The sequence below is a fragment of the Velazquezella soli genome (genome assembly GCF_977018685.1).
Genome location: NZ_CDRNXF010000005.1, coordinates 565,001 through 578,279, shown reverse-complemented (window position 1 = coordinate 578,279; position 13,279 = coordinate 565,001). Strand labels below are relative to the sequence as shown.

Annotated in this window: 13 protein-coding genes (1 of these 13 only partly in view); 2 read left to right on the top strand and 11 right to left on the bottom strand. The window is 60.0% G+C overall.

What is annotated here, in order from left to right; all coding sequences use genetic code 11:
* Positions 1 to 161 precede the first annotated feature (161 nt).
* The 11 genes from AC0JZ8_RS23085 to AC0JZ8_RS23035 all read right to left on the bottom strand — a co-directional run bounded on the left by AC0JZ8_RS23085 (position 162) and on the right by AC0JZ8_RS23035 (position 11,095).
* Entirely contained in the window at positions 162 to 770 is a 609-nt protein-coding gene (locus AC0JZ8_RS23085) for a J domain-containing protein (protein ID WP_062459068.1), read from the bottom strand.
* A gap of 151 nt (positions 771 to 921) precedes the next feature.
* On the bottom strand, positions 922 to 2,208 hold the full coding sequence (locus AC0JZ8_RS23080; RefSeq protein WP_471893677.1) for a TRAP transporter large permease: 1,287 nt from the start codon (positions 2,206 to 2,208) through the stop codon (positions 922 to 924).
* Between the two features lie 2 nt (positions 2,209 to 2,210).
* Complete coding sequence (locus AC0JZ8_RS23075; RefSeq protein ID WP_062459070.1) at positions 2,211 to 2,720, bottom strand: TRAP transporter small permease; 510 nt, start codon at positions 2,718 to 2,720, stop codon at positions 2,211 to 2,213.
* Between the two features lie 90 nt (positions 2,721 to 2,810).
* Positions 2,811 to 3,815 carry a TRAP transporter substrate-binding protein gene (locus tag AC0JZ8_RS23070; protein WP_471893676.1) on the bottom strand — a complete coding sequence of 335 codons (1,005 nt, stop codon included), beginning with the start codon at positions 3,813 to 3,815 and terminating at the stop codon, positions 2,811 to 2,813.
* A 239-nt stretch (positions 3,816 to 4,054) separates the two neighbouring features.
* Entirely contained in the window at positions 4,055 to 4,855 is an 801-nt protein-coding gene (locus AC0JZ8_RS23065) for a phosphodiesterase (RefSeq protein ID WP_471893675.1), read from the bottom strand.
* Between the two features lie 66 nt (positions 4,856 to 4,921).
* Positions 4,922 to 6,214: an ABC transporter substrate-binding protein gene (locus AC0JZ8_RS23060; protein WP_471893674.1), complete on the bottom strand. Its 1,293-nt coding sequence runs from the start codon at positions 6,212 to 6,214 to the stop codon at positions 4,922 to 4,924.
* A 59-nt stretch (positions 6,215 to 6,273) separates the two neighbouring features.
* The gene (locus tag AC0JZ8_RS23055; protein WP_471893673.1) at positions 6,274 to 7,095 is read right to left on the bottom strand and encodes a carbohydrate ABC transporter permease; all 822 of its coding nucleotides are present in this window, start codon (positions 7,093 to 7,095) and stop codon (positions 6,274 to 6,276) included.
* Positions 7,095 to 7,991, bottom strand: a complete 897-nt coding sequence (locus AC0JZ8_RS23050; RefSeq protein ID WP_471893871.1) for a carbohydrate ABC transporter permease — start codon at positions 7,989 to 7,991, stop codon at positions 7,095 to 7,097. Before AC0JZ8_RS23050 ends, AC0JZ8_RS23055 begins: the two co-directional genes overlap by 1 nt.
* Positions 7,992 to 8,017: 26 nt before the next feature.
* Positions 8,018 to 9,163, bottom strand: coding sequence for an ABC transporter ATP-binding protein (locus AC0JZ8_RS23045; protein ID WP_471893672.1), 1,146 nt, complete (start codon positions 9,161 to 9,163; stop codon positions 8,018 to 8,020).
* A 161-nt stretch (positions 9,164 to 9,324) separates the two neighbouring features.
* Positions 9,325 to 10,113, bottom strand: a complete 789-nt coding sequence (locus AC0JZ8_RS23040; RefSeq protein ID WP_062463298.1) for a potassium channel family protein — start codon at positions 10,111 to 10,113, stop codon at positions 9,325 to 9,327.
* 91 nt (positions 10,114 to 10,204) lie between these two features.
* Complete coding sequence (locus AC0JZ8_RS23035; protein ID WP_471893671.1) at positions 10,205 to 11,095, bottom strand: LysR family transcriptional regulator; 891 nt, start codon at positions 11,093 to 11,095, stop codon at positions 10,205 to 10,207.
* Between the two features lie 98 nt (positions 11,096 to 11,193).
* Here AC0JZ8_RS23035 and AC0JZ8_RS23030 point away from each other — a divergent pair, with 98 nt between their 5' ends.
* Both AC0JZ8_RS23030 and AC0JZ8_RS23025 read left to right on the top strand, forming a co-directional pair.
* The gene (locus AC0JZ8_RS23030) at positions 11,194 to 12,297 is read left to right on the top strand and encodes an aldo/keto reductase (protein WP_471893670.1); all 1,104 of its coding nucleotides are present in this window, start codon (positions 11,194 to 11,196) and stop codon (positions 12,295 to 12,297) included.
* Between the two features lie 211 nt (positions 12,298 to 12,508).
* On the top strand, positions 12,509 to 13,279 hold the 5' portion of the coding sequence (locus AC0JZ8_RS23025; protein ID WP_113165144.1) for an LLM class flavin-dependent oxidoreductase. Its footprint extends 579 nt past the window's final position; 771 of the gene's 1,350 nt are visible here — the first part of the coding sequence; the start codon lies at positions 12,509 to 12,511; the stop codon falls past the right edge of the window.

Here is a 13,279-nt window from a genome sequence, read left to right as displayed (position 1 = left end):
GAACCCAGCTTCACGATGCAGGAAAGTGTCTCATCTCATGATTTTTGGTCAATAGTGCAGAACGGTTACGCAATAGAACAAAGCTATCGCACAACCTGCCGCCATTCGGACGCGTCCGAGTCTTAACTGCAAGACCCGCAACTATAGCGATGCACGAATTCTCAGCAGAAGCCGTTCAGCTTAAGGATCTTGTGCGCCTCGATCGATGCGCGAAGCTCGTCTTCTGATGTTCGGCTGCCCTGGTTTGCATCGGGATGGTGCATCTTGAGGCGCTCCTTGTAGCGGAGCCTGATCTGCGCGGGCGTTGCGTCTTGCGGAAGTCCGAGTGTCTCGAACGCCTTTGCTTCGAGAACCTTGAGCTTTCTTGCCTGCTGTTCCGCCTTTTGCGCCTTGCGCTGCTCCGCGCTCTTTCGCGCGTTGAGCGCCTTTGCCGACCCGGAGCGGGTCGTCAGCGGCATCGGGATCTCGGTCGGCTGCTTGACGCCGGTGCCCAATGTCGAGCGCTGGCCAGCGACCGCTTCCTTCTGGTAGCGGGCGACCACGGGATCCGACTGGGCGGGCGAAAAGTTATAGCCCTTGTTATAATCCTTGATGTGCTCGAGACAGAATAGAAGATACAGGCCTTCGCCGCCCTGGCCGACTGGCGCGCGGTGTGAACCCTTTTTTTCGCAGCCATCCCACTGGCATCTCGGCCCGGATGTGTCGCTTTGCGGCGCAGGCTTCTTGCGGATGGACTTCAGGCCCACAAATATCTTCGAATCGACTGTCATAGGCGTCTATATGGCGGCAAGCTGCGATCTCGGCAAGCGGCGAACCTGCGTTCCACATTTATCCGTGTTTTTCGGAAAACAACTGTGCCTTTGGCGGCGATATCCGGCCTGGGTTACCGAGCATCGCCGCAGCTATCTCGGGGTTACCTGATCAAAAACCGGTGAGACGGGGCAGCCAAGTCGACAGCGCCGGAATGAAGGTGATCACAAGCAGGATCACGACATAGGCGATGAGGAACGGTGTCATTTCCCGCGAGATCTCGCTGACCCTGATCCTGACCGCGGCCGACACGACATAGAGAAGCTGGCCGACGGGTGGGGTGATCAGGCCGATCGTCAGGTTGAGAATGACGATCATCGCGAAATGGATCGGATCGATCCCCAGGCTGAAGGCGATGGGCGCCAGGATCGGCACCAGGATCATGACGCCGGGCAGGGGATCCATGAATGTGCCGAAAAGCAGCAACAGCACGTTGACGGCGAGAAGGAACATGATCGGGCTGAGGTTCCACGATATGATCAGGTCCGCCATATATTGCGGCACGCCTTCGATGATCAGCACCCAGGCGAACGCGCGTGCGGCAGCAAGGATGAGCAGAATGCCGACGGTGATCATCGCCGAACGGAAGATGATATCAGGCAGATCCCGCGCGTGGAGAGAGCGGTAGATGAACATGCCGCAGAACAGCGAGTAGAACACCGCGATGACGGATGCCTCGGTCGGGGTGAAGTACCCGGCGCGAATGCCGCCGACGACGATGACGATCAGGGCAACCGCCGGCATCGCGTAGACCGTCGTCCTCACCATCTCGGCAAGCGTCGGCCGCAGATCCATCGAGCGGTAGTTGCGCTTGCGGGAAATGTAGAAGTTCACCAGGCACATCGCGGCGGAGATCAGCAGGCCGGGAATGACGCCCGCAACGAACAGACCGCCGACAGACACGCGATTGTCCTGCAGGGCATAGATGATCATGGTGATCGACGGCGGGATGATCGGGTCGACGATCGCCACAGCTGCGGCGAGCGCGGATGCATAGCGCTTCTCGTAACCGCTTTTCTCCATCATCCGGATCGTCATGGCGCCCGGTCCGGCGGCCGCTGCAAGGGCCGAGCCGGAAATGCCGGCAAACAGTGTCGTCGAAATGATGCTGGCATAACCGAGCCCGCCGCGGGCACGGCCGACGAACTGGGCAGCAAGGCGCAGGAGATGATGGGTGAGCGCGCCGCCCGTCATCAGTTCTGCCGCGAGGATAAAGAACGGGACGGCGAGCAGAGGGAAGCTGTCCACCCCTGAGAACATTTCCTTGATCACGACGATCTGCGGATAGCGGCTGCCGAGAATGACGGCGAGCCAGGTCGAAATCGCCAGCGTGAAGGCTATCGGCACGCCGACGGCCATCAGGATGAAAAACGAAACGAAGAGAATGGAAATCATCATGGTCAGGCAGCAACCGGCGGCAGGTCGTCTTCGCCCTGCAGCGCGCTCATGCCGCCGATGACGTAGGTGCGCAGAACCAGGAGAAGATGGATGGTCAAAAGGGTGAAGCCGATCGGGATCGCGAGATAGATATAGCCGAAGGGGATCTGCGTGGACGGCGTCGTCTGCAGCATCGTGCGGCCAACGTAGGTTTTGCCGGCCCAGATCATCACCGCGAAGAACGCGAACATGATGATCGCCGAGATGATGCGAAGGATGCGGGCTTTGCGATCTCCGACCGCGATCTGGACGTTGTCGATCGCCGTCAACGAACCGTGCCTGAGCGTAATGCCGGCTCCGATGAATGTCAGCCAGATCATCAGGTGGCGGGCAACTTCGTCCGACCAGGTGATCGACTGATTGGTAAGAAATCGAAGGCAGACGTTGAGAAACACCAGGATTGCCATCGCCGAGAGTATGGCGATCAGCAGCCAGCGATTGAGATCCACGAAGATACGTTCGAATTTCTGCATTGCATCCCCGGCGCTCGAAGCACCGCCCCTCGGATCGATCCGTGGACGGGCGTCCACCTGAAGCGGACACCCATCAAGGTCTGGTCGCGCTTACTTCGTCGCGATGATCTGGTCGACAAGTTCCTTGGTGTAGGTCGTGTAGTAACCGTCATAGGCGGACTGGATCGACTTCTGGAATGCTGCCTTCTGCTCGTCGCTGAGCACGTTGACCTGCATGCCTGAAGCCTTTGCCTTTTCCACGCCGTTCTTTTCGGAGGCGTCGACAAAGGCGCGCATGGCTTCTTTGCCCTTCAGCGCACCGTCCGCGAAGATCTTCTGTTCGTCCTCGGAAAGGCTTTCCCAGAAGGACGGCGCCACGATCAGCATTGCCGGCGAATAGACGTGTCCGGACACCGTCAAATACTTCTGAACTTCCCAGAGCTTGGCGGAAACGATAACCGAAAGCGGGTTTTCCTGTCCGTCGATCGCGCCCTGCTGCAGGGCTGGAATGACTTCCGGCCAGGACATTGGCGTCGGTGCGGCACCCGCCGTCTTGAAGGCCGCGATATGGACAGGATTTTCCATGGTGCGGATCTTCAGGCCGGCCAGATCCTCCGGCTTTTCGATCGGCTGGCGGTTGTTGGTGATGTGGCGAAAGCCCTGCTCGCCCCAGGCAAGGGCGATCAGCTCGCGATCGCGGAATTTTTCAAGAATCCCTTCACCGATCGGTCCGTCCAGCACGGCGCGCGCATGCGTCAGGTCGCGGAACAGGAATGGGATATCGGTCACGCCGATTTCGGGCACGAAGTTGGAGAGAGCACCGGAGGAGACGACGACGGCCTGGACGCCGGTGCCGAGCTGCAGGCCTTCGATGACTTCGCGTTCGCCACCCTGTGCGGAGGACGGGAAATGCGTGAACTTGAATTTGCCCTGGCTGGTTTCGGTAACGTATTTGTCCCAGCCATCGGCGGCGGCACCGTAATGGGAATCGCGCGCCAGCGCGTAGGCGATCTTGACCTCGGTTGCCTGTGCCAAGGCACCGGTTGCCCAGGTTGCTGCAAGGGTGGCAGCCGCAAAGGCGCCAGCGAAAGTCCGTCTGTTCAACGCATGAAACACGTGTTTTCCTCCCGTAGAGCGCGTCGTCCTCATCCGCGCATGTGGACGACCTCCATCCGCGAAAACCTGATAGACGTCAAGTTCATCCAAGGCCGATAAAAGAGCCTCGCCGGGGGTATTTCGGTTGCAGTCTGATCGACGGCTGATGTCTGTGGTGGAAAAGACGCATCGCCTGCTTTCAGGCTCTGCAAGACGCAGGCTTTGGTCGAGGCGCACAACTTCGCCTCGACCGTCCGAAATCAAGGGCCTTCGCAGATCGGCGCCTGGCCGGTGATCGTCTCGCCCACTTCCACGGCGTAGGCGCGCAGGCCATGTCCATCGAGCTTGATGATCCGGTAGCAGGGATTGCCTCCCGTCCAGAACGGCATCGGATTGGCAAGGTCTGTCACGAATCGATGGGCGCAGGCCTGACCGGAGCTGTAGGCGATGCCCTCGGCGCTCGTTCCCGACATCGGAACATGGATATGGCCGAACACGATATGACGGATGCCCGCTTTGTAGCCGGCAAGCCGGCGCATGATCCGCCCGTCGTCATGCATGCCGATGTGATCGAAATGGGCAATGCCGCAGTCGATCGGCGGGTGATGGATAAAGACTGTGACCGGGTGCTTGCCGGCACCTTCGAGCGCCTCGTCCAGAAACGCCATGCGGTCTTCGCCGAAGACGCCACCGATGACACCGCCCTCATGGCTGTCGAGAAAGACAAGCCTTCCGAACTCCGTATCGAGGAAGGACTGGACATATCCGTTTGCATCGAGGGGATGGGCAGGGAAGGCCGCCCTAAAATTCGGCCGGTCGTCATGATTGCCGAGCATCAGGCGCACTTCGAACGGCACGGGCGCCAGGATATCCTTGAGGATGTCGTAGGCTTCGGGATCACCGTGATTGCAAAGGTCGCCGGTCATCACCAACAGGTCCGCATCGGCATGCTTCTCGAGAATATCAGCCACGGCAGCGCGCAGCTGTTTCTCGGGGTCGACACCGTTCACGGACTGGCCTGACAGCATCAGGTGCGTATCGGTGATCTGCAGAATTTTCATCGTCGTTCTCTCAAGAATGAATAGGCCGCGGAGAGGCTCCCCGCGGCCGTAGGCATTGGTCAGTAATTACTTCATCAACGCGTTGGTCTGCTCGACGATCTGCTTCAGACCGGCCTCAGGCGTGACTTCGCCGCGCATGACGGTGCCGATGATGTCGCGCTGGGTGCGCCAGATGCGCACGGAATCGCCACCCGGATAACCGGCCCACGGCAGCGAGCGCTCAGCCTGGAGCGAAGCGGTTTTGACGTTCGGATGCTCGGCATAGTAGGGCGCCAGGAATTCCGGACCGGTGGCCAGCGTGTTGGTTGGCAGGTAGCCGGTGATGCGAACGATGACGTTCTGCGCTTCCGGACCTGTCACCCACTTCATATACTTCCAGGCTGCGTCCTGCTTTTCCTTGTCCTGGGTCAGCATCACGGCTGAGTTTCCGCCGGTCGGCACGCCGCCCTTTTCAGGGTTATCCAGCGGGAAGGTCGAGGTCACCAGCTTGAAGCGGTCACCGACCAAGGCTTCGATCGTCTGCACATGGGCAGGCGTCGAGAAGATGAAGCCGGTCAGGCCTGCACCGAACTGCTGACGCGACTGGTCCCAGTCAAGCAGGTTCTGGCCGCCTTCGGTGACGAAGCGACGGGCGAGCTTCAGAGCGTTGAGGCCGATCTCGTTGTCGAAGCCGACGGTCTTGGTGGTCTCGTCGACCAGCTTGCCGCCCTGATTGGTGATAAGAGCCTGCCACAACCAGTCATCCGGCCACAGGTTGATATCGTAACCCATGCCGGACACCTTGGCGTCCTGTGCGTGGATCTTGTTCGCAAGCTGGATCAGGCCGTCGAACGTCTTCGGCATGTTTTCCGGATCGCCGCCGGCCTTACGGACCAGTTCGGCGTTGACATAGATGATCGGCGAAGAGGCGTTGACGGGCAGGCCGTACTGCTTGCCGTCGACCATGCCCAGCGCAGACATCTTCGGCGAATAGTTCTTGTCTAGGAAGGCCTGGCCGCCGTCCTTTTCGATGAACGGTGCGAGATCGGTGATCTGCTTGCGCGGTGCCAGTGTGTGGACCAGTTCTGCAGTCAGATTGTAGCCGGAGAAATAGACGTCCGGCAGGTTGCCGGTGACGGCTGCGCGCAGAACCTGCTGCTGGCCGTCGTTATAGCCGGGCGCTGGCGCCAGGAAGTTGATCTTGACGTCCGGATTGTTCTTCATGAACTCATCGGCTAGCGGCTGATGGAATTTGGTGAAGCCCGGCAGGTTGTAGAGAATGTTGAGGGTGACATCCGCTGCAAAGCTCTGCGCGGAGAATCCCGTCAGAGCAAGGCCAAGGGCCAGGCCGCCGAGAGCGGTCCGTCGTTTGATGTTCATTGTCGTCTCCGAAGGGTTCGGTTGAGGGAGGAAGGCTAAGGCTAGTAAGGCTAGAGCAGTTACTTCACGCCGGTCATGGTGATGCCGGCGATGAAATGTTTTCTGGCAAGAAGAAAGCAGACAACCATGGGGGCGGTGATGATCGTCGCGCCCGCCATGAGTGCGCCGTAGTTCGCTCCGGATTCGACGTCCGCGAAGAACAGCATGCCGAGCGGCGGCGGCGCCAGATTGGTGTCGGTGACAACGATCATCGGCCAGTAGAGGTCGTTCCAGTGGGCAACCAGCGAGAACACCGAGAAGGCCGCAAGCGAAGGCAGCGAGCCGCGCAGCACCAGCCGGAAGCAGATTTCCAGTTCCGAAAAACCGTCCATGCGTGCGGCTTCGATGATCTCGTCGGGATAGCTGCGGAACGACTGATTGAAGAGGAAAATCGCAAAGACCGAGAGAAGAAACGGCATCATCATCGCGAAATAGGTGTTCAGCAGCTGCGCTTTTGCGAGCCCCACGAAGAGGGGCAATGCCAGCGCCTGGATCGGCACGGTGAGTGCGGCAATGACCAGAGTCAGCAGCAGTTTGCGGCCCGGAAAGCGAAGCTTTGCGAGCGCGTAGGCTGCAGGCACGGCTGTCAGCACCTGCACGAACAGGATGCCGAAGCAGACGATCACGCCGTTCAGCATGAAGCGGAGCATCGGTACCTGACTGGCGGCCCGCGAATAGTTGTCCACGGCTGCAAACTTTTCCGGGATCGGCCAAAGCGAGACGCTGAAGATCTCGGCGGGCGAACGGATGGACGTCAGAAACATCCAGTAGAACGGCAGCAGCATCACGAAGGCCCCGGCGGCCAGAACGACATGCGGCAAATATCTGCGAAGCGCGACCATCAGTAATGTACCTTCCGGTCCATATGCACCGTCTGGCCGATCGAGAGCACCAGTACGATGGCAAGGAAAATCAGGGTGAGGGCGGCCGCATATCCGGTGTTGGAATATTCGAAACCTTCCAAGTAGAGCGCGAACAGAAGCACTTCCGAGCCCGAGCGACCCTTGGTCAGAACCGCGACGGTTTCGAAAACCTTGAATGCGGATATCGACGTGGTGACGATAACGAACATCATCGTCGGTCCCAGCATCGGCAATGTGACTGTCAGGAAGCGGTCGATCGGGTTCTTCGCGCCGTCGAGCCGGACAGCTTCGTGCAGATCTTTCGGGATCGCGGTCAGACCGGCCAGAAAGAGCACCATGTTGAAGCCCAGCACCTGCCAGATACCGATGATCGCCATCGTCGGAATAAGCAGCGACGGGTTGGACAGAAAGCCGACCGGCTCGAAGCCGAACCACTTGATCGCCGCGTTCACCGGGCCGAGCGAGGGGTGCAGCAGGAACTGGAACACGGTTGCCATCGCAACGAGCGTTGCTGTTACCGGCAGAAAATAGGCGATCTCCCAAAAGCCGCGGCTGCGCTTTCTGTTATAGACGAGAAGCGCCACCCCGAGCGCCAGGATGACGCCCGCCGGAATAACGATGACCGCGTAGAGCACCGTGTTCCACAATGCCCGCAGGAATACCGGATCGCTGAACGCCTTGCGAAAGTTGTCGAGGCCAATGAAGCTCGTGGACATGGCGCCGAGCTGATAGTCCGTGACCGAGAAGACGGCGAGAACGACCATCGGAATGATGTAGATGGCAAGCATCAGCAGCACTGCCGGAGCCACGAAGAAAAGTCCCCGGCGCGCCATGCGGCGTGCAGTCAATGACTTGCGTGGTCGGGCCGCGGACATCGTCTCGGCCGTCGATGCGACGATACTCACGCCGGCACCTGTTCGAGAACGGTGATGTCGCGACGCTTCTCGTCGGACCCGAAAAGATGGACGCCTTCCTTTGAAAACGCCAGCCGAACATTGCCATCCGCATCCGCGCCAAGATCGTCACCGACCCGCTGCCGCATGACGATGGAAATGGAAGGATCGCAGGTGAGATTGAAGGTGACGAAACGGTCTGCGCCCTGCGTTTCAGTCCGCACGAGGCTTGCCTCGATGCCATCAGCTGCGGGAAAAACGTCTTCGGCGCGGATGCCGAGTGTCGCAGGTCCCGGCCATGCGTTGCGCGCGGTGATACCGAGCTTTTGTCCGAACAGAACGATCTCTCCCGATGCGTCCAATTCGACGGGCAGGAGGTTGATCGATGGCGTTCCGATGAAACGTGCCACCGTCAGGGTCGAAGGGCGCCGGTAAAGTTCGTCCGGTGTGCCGAGCTGCTCGATGCGGCCTTCCGACATCAGGGCAATGCGGTCCGACATGGTCATCGCTTCGATCTGGTCATGGGTGACATAGATGAAGGTGGCGCCAAGGCGGCTGTGCAGGTTGGTCAGTTCGCCACGCATATGTGCGCGCAGTTTCGCGTCTAGATTGGACAGCGGCTCATCCATCAGGAAGGCAGAGGGCGAACGGACCAGTGCGCGGGCAAGCGCCACGCGCTGGCGCTGACCGCCGGAAAGCTGTGCCGGCCTTCGATCGAGCAGATGGCCGATCTGCAGCACGTCGGCTGCTTCCTTTACCGAGGCATCGATTTCGCGGAGCATTTCGGCATTCGCGATCATGCGCCCGATCAGCGGCAACCTCGACCAGACCGAAAGGCGGCGCATGCGCAGCGGCGTCGCGATATTGTCGCGCACGGTCATATGAGGATAGAGCGCGTAGGACTGGAACACCATTGCCAGATTGCGGTCGGACGGATCCACGTCGGTGACATCGCGGCTGCCGATCGACACCGTTCCGCGATCCGCGGTCTCAAGGCCTGCGATGATCCGGAGCAACGTGGATTTGCCGCAGCCGGATATGCCCACGAGCGATAGAAACTCGCCAGGACGGATGGATAGGTCGATGCCCTTCAGGACGTCGTCGGCCCCGAAGCCTTTCCCGATGCTGGCAATGTTAAGCGATTGAGGCTGCATTCTGAGCTCCTTTTCGAAGGGGCTATGCAGCCGCGACATGACGGTGTTGCGACAGTTTTGAGAAGGTTATGTAACGGAGGAGGAGGGTGGGACGTGGACTGTTGGGTGCTACGCCTGCCCCTCAGGGTCGACGGCGGTTAGAGACCTCGCCGGTCATTCGTTCAACTGCCCTCATCCGGAATGTTCAACACCTCTCCACAGGCCTTGCAATGCACCGCGTCTGCGTCATGGCGTTGCAGAGCGCAGCGCGGGCAGGGAAACGTGACCTTGTGCGGCCTGACGATCGCCTGCGCCAGCCGGACGAACAGCGAGATGCCGATGATCATGGTGAAGACGGATGTCAGCTTGCCGACCGTTCCCGGAAGCGTGATATCGCCGAAACCGGTCGTGGTGACCGTTGCCACCGTGAAGTAGAGCGCGTCGATGAAACCTTCGCTTCCGTCACGATTGTAGAAGAACGTGGTGTAAACGAACCCGGTCATCAGAAACAGGAACACCAGAAAGTTCAGCACGGCGCGCACGACGTCCAGATAGGACACGCAGCCCGCACGCCGCAGAACCTCCTTCAGCAAGGGGCTTTGTCCGATGGCCCAAAGGCGCATGACGCGAAGAAAGGCAAAGTTGAACAGCGCGTCGGGGAAAAGCAGCGTCACCAGGAGAACGAGATCGATCCAGGTCAACGGCCTTGCGAGCCAATGTCGCAGTGACGGCGCTGCGACGGCGCGGACCATGAGCTCCAAGCCGATCCAGGCTGCGATGATGTAATCGACGATCAGATAGGACGGGCTGGACCGAAGATACGGGCCGAGCAGGAAGAATGCCAAGATCGCCAGATCGACGACCGCAAATGCTGCCTGCATGGCGATGGCGTTCCGACCCGTAGGCCGCTCAAGCAACCGCACGCAGTCCCTGAACTTGATCCGGTCGCTTCTTTTTTCGACAATTTTCATGAGGTCCAGATAGATCGAAAGGAGATGTCATCAAGCGTACGCACAAAAACACGTTGCTGACCGCGCCAGTAGCAAATTGCGGAGCCCTTGCTCAACTGGTTTTCAAGGCAGCGATCAGCGCCCGCAACGCCGGCGGGGATTGTCGCCGGCTTGGGTGATAAAGATGAAAACCTGGGAATCTTGGGCACCAGTCGGCGAGGACCTGGACGAGCTTGCCCGACGCAATATCCTCCGCCACGTCATGCTCCATAATGTAACCGAGTCCGGCGCCCGCTCGTACGGCTGCAGCCGGAAGATCGCCGTCGTTGGCGACCAGAGGCCCGCGGGTGCGGATCTTGATTTCCTTGTCACCCCTCTGGAATTCCCAGGGAAGAAGTCCGCCCGATGTCTTCAGCCGATAACCGATGCAGGCATGACGGTCGAGATCATAGGGTGTCAGGGGAGGCGGGTATCTCTCGAAATAGGAGGGCGTGCCGACGACCACCGTCCTCAGGTCCGGGCCGATCTTGACTGCGATCATGTCCTTGTCGACCGTTTCTCCCAGCCGGATGCCCGCATCGAAACCAGCCGCGACGATGTCGGTCAAACCGTCGTCAATGTTGACCTCCACGCGCACATCCGGGTTTGCAAGCAGGAAACCCGGCAGTTTCGGGAGAAGCACGATCCTGGCCGCATAGGCAAAGGTGGTGATCCGCACTGTGCCAGACGGGTTGTCGCGCCATTCAGCCATTGCCTGCAGGCCGTCTTCTATCTCCGCCAGCGCCGGGTTCAGTGATCGAAGCAGCCGCTCGCCCGCTTCCGTCGGAGACACGCTGCGTGTCGTGCGCGCCAGAAGCCGAACGCCCAGCCTCTCTTCCAACCCGCGCATCGCATGGCTGAGTGCCGATGGCGACATGGCGAGGATCGCGGCCGCACGGGTAAAGCTGCACTCTCGTGCGACCGTCGCGAACGCCACGAGATCATTGAGGTGGTTGCGCTCCATTGCTGCAAGCTGCTCACAAGTTCATGCCGCCCGCAACCTCTAATCGGCAGGAGCAGGTGTTGCGAGGTTCTTCGTCATCACCAGCATGGAGAAGACGCATGGATCTCACGCATTACCGCACACTCGGCAAATCCGGACTGATCGTCAGCCCGCTCGCGCTCGGAACGATGACGTTCGGCGCCGGTCGGTGGGGCGCCGGTGAAAAGACGTCGCGTGATTTGTTCGATACCTATACCGACGCTGGCGGCAACTTCGTCGATACCGCCGACATCTATTCGGGCGGCGAAAGCGAAACCATGCTCGGCACTTTCATGAAGGACAAAGGCAACCGGGATCGTCTGGTGATCGCCACCAAGTCCGGTTTTCCCCGCGCGCGGGGCACGCCGCTCTGGGGTGGGAATGGCGCGAAAAACATCCGGCTCGGGATGGAGGGTTCGCTGCGGCGGATGAAAACCGATTATATCGACATGTACTGGATCCATGTCTGGGATCGTACGACGCCCGCCGAGGAGGTGCTGCAGACCCTGGCGGACGCGGTGCACGCCGGAAAGATCCTGCATTACGGCTTTTCCAACACGCCGGCCTGGTATGTCGCCAAGATTGCAACACTTGCGGAAGCGCACGGCCTTCCGAAGCCGATCGGCCTGCAGTACAGTTATTCGCTCATCGACAGAGGCGTCGAGCTCGATGTTATCCCGGCAGGTGCCGAGTTCGGCTTGGGGCTCGTTCCATGGAGCCCGCTCGCTGCCGGCTTGCTGTCCGGCAAGTATGGTCGCGACAAGATTGCCGATGCGGGGCGCGCCACAGCGATGCCCGATAGCGGTGCACCGACGAGCGAGGGAAACAGCGACGGCCGGTTGAACGGGGACAATCCGTTTGGGGGCATGTTGTTTACCGAGCGCAACTTCGACGTGGTCGATGTGGTGAAGACGGTCGCAGACGAGATCGGCCGTTCCCCGGCGGAAGTTGCGCTTGCCTGGGTTGTCAACCGACCCGGCGTGTCCTCGGTTCTGATCGGTGCGAGCCGAGTCGCCCAACTCACGGAGAACGTCGCGTCGCTCGGGATCACACTGAGTGATGATCATTTGCAACGGCTGGAACAGGCAACGATGCTGCCGCTCCTCAATCCGTATTTCATCTTCCAAATCCCACGGGAAACTTTGTTCGGCGGTCAGGCGGTTCAACCCTTCGCACCGTCCTGACGGGCAGGACCCTTGCCGATGTTTTACCGTTGTCGGACGGGATATCGAGCGGGCTGATCCCCTTGCCCTCAGATTGCGTGCGGTATTTGCGCGAAAACAACCGGTCGGTTCTTGCCGACCGGGAGGCTGCTGCTAAGCTTCGGGCAAGTGTGCGCAGAGCGGATCGATACCGCGCACCGATCGGCATCAATCGGGAGTTCGAAATAACAGCATGGCGCGTCGCGACAAACTCAAGCTTGGCACATTCGTCTATACCTTCGGCTTTCATCCCGCTTCATGGCTGCATCCTGATAGCGATGTGAACGGCGCCAATGATTTCGCCCATCTCCTGAACGTCGCGAAACAGTCCGAGGCGGCCAAGTTCGATTTCATGTTCATGGCGGATTCTCCCGCGGCCGCTGTCGGCGATCCAGCAGCGCTGGCGCGACAGCCGACCAAGATGAACCGTTTCGAGCCGCTTTCGCTTCTCTCGGCGCTCGCGGTTTCCACCGAAAAGCTCGGTCTGGTCGCGACCGTTTCGACCAGTTATTACGAACCCTACAACGTCGCGCGCATCTTTGCCTCGATCGATCATTTGAGCGGCGGCCGCGCCTGCTGGAATGTCGTGACATCAGATCACAACGAGACGGGCTATAACTTCAACCGCGACGGACTCGATCCCCACGCCCTGCGCTACGAGCGGGGTGCGGAATTCGTCGATGTCGTTTTCGGTTTGTGGGACAGTTTCGAGGCGGACGCGCTCAAGCTCGATCGCGAGACCGGGATCTATTATGACAAGGATAAGCTGCATACGCTCAACCATGTGGGCAAGCATTTTCAGGTCCGGGGTCCCCTCAATATCGCCCGGTCGCCCCAGGGCCGCCCGGTGATTGCTCAGGCCGGTGGGTCGGAGCCCGGCATGGATCTTGCCGCGCGCACCTCGGAGATCGTCTTCAGTCTCGCCTCCAACATCGATCGCAACCGGGCCTTCTATAAGAACGTC

Excerpts from the sequence above, each read along its gene's own strand:
- AC0JZ8_RS23085 (WP_062459068.1), bottom strand. The coding sequence starts at position 770 with ATGACAGTCGATTCGAAGATATTTGTGGGCCTGAAGTCCATCCGCAAG.
- AC0JZ8_RS23065 (WP_471893675.1), bottom strand. The coding sequence starts at position 4,855 with ATGAAAATTCTGCAGATCACCGATACGCACCTGATGCTGTCAGGCCAG.
- AC0JZ8_RS23055 (WP_471893673.1), bottom strand. The coding sequence starts at position 7,095 with ATGGTCGCGCTTCGCAGATATTTGCCGCATGTCGTTCTGGCCGCCGGG.
- AC0JZ8_RS23060 (WP_471893674.1), bottom strand. The coding sequence starts at position 6,214 with ATGAACATCAAACGACGGACCGCTCTCGGCGGCCTGGCCCTTGGCCTT.
- AC0JZ8_RS23050 (WP_471893871.1), bottom strand. The coding sequence starts at position 7,991 with ATGTCCGCGGCCCGACCACGCAAGTCATTGACTGCACGCCGCATGGCG.
- AC0JZ8_RS23080 (WP_471893677.1), bottom strand. The coding sequence starts at position 2,208 with ATGATGATTTCCATTCTCTTCGTTTCGTTTTTCATCCTGATGGCCGTC.
- AC0JZ8_RS23075 (WP_062459070.1), bottom strand. The coding sequence starts at position 2,720 with ATGCAGAAATTCGAACGTATCTTCGTGGATCTCAATCGCTGGCTGCTG.
- AC0JZ8_RS23045 (WP_471893672.1), bottom strand. The coding sequence starts at position 9,163 with ATGCAGCCTCAATCGCTTAACATTGCCAGCATCGGGAAAGGCTTCGGG.
- AC0JZ8_RS23040 (WP_062463298.1), bottom strand. The coding sequence starts at position 10,113 with ATGAAAATTGTCGAAAAAAGAAGCGACCGGATCAAGTTCAGGGACTGC.
- AC0JZ8_RS23035 (WP_471893671.1), bottom strand. The coding sequence starts at position 11,095 with ATGGAGCGCAACCACCTCAATGATCTCGTGGCGTTCGCGACGGTCGCA.
- AC0JZ8_RS23030 (WP_471893670.1), top strand. The coding sequence starts at position 11,194 with ATGGATCTCACGCATTACCGCACACTCGGCAAATCCGGACTGATCGTC.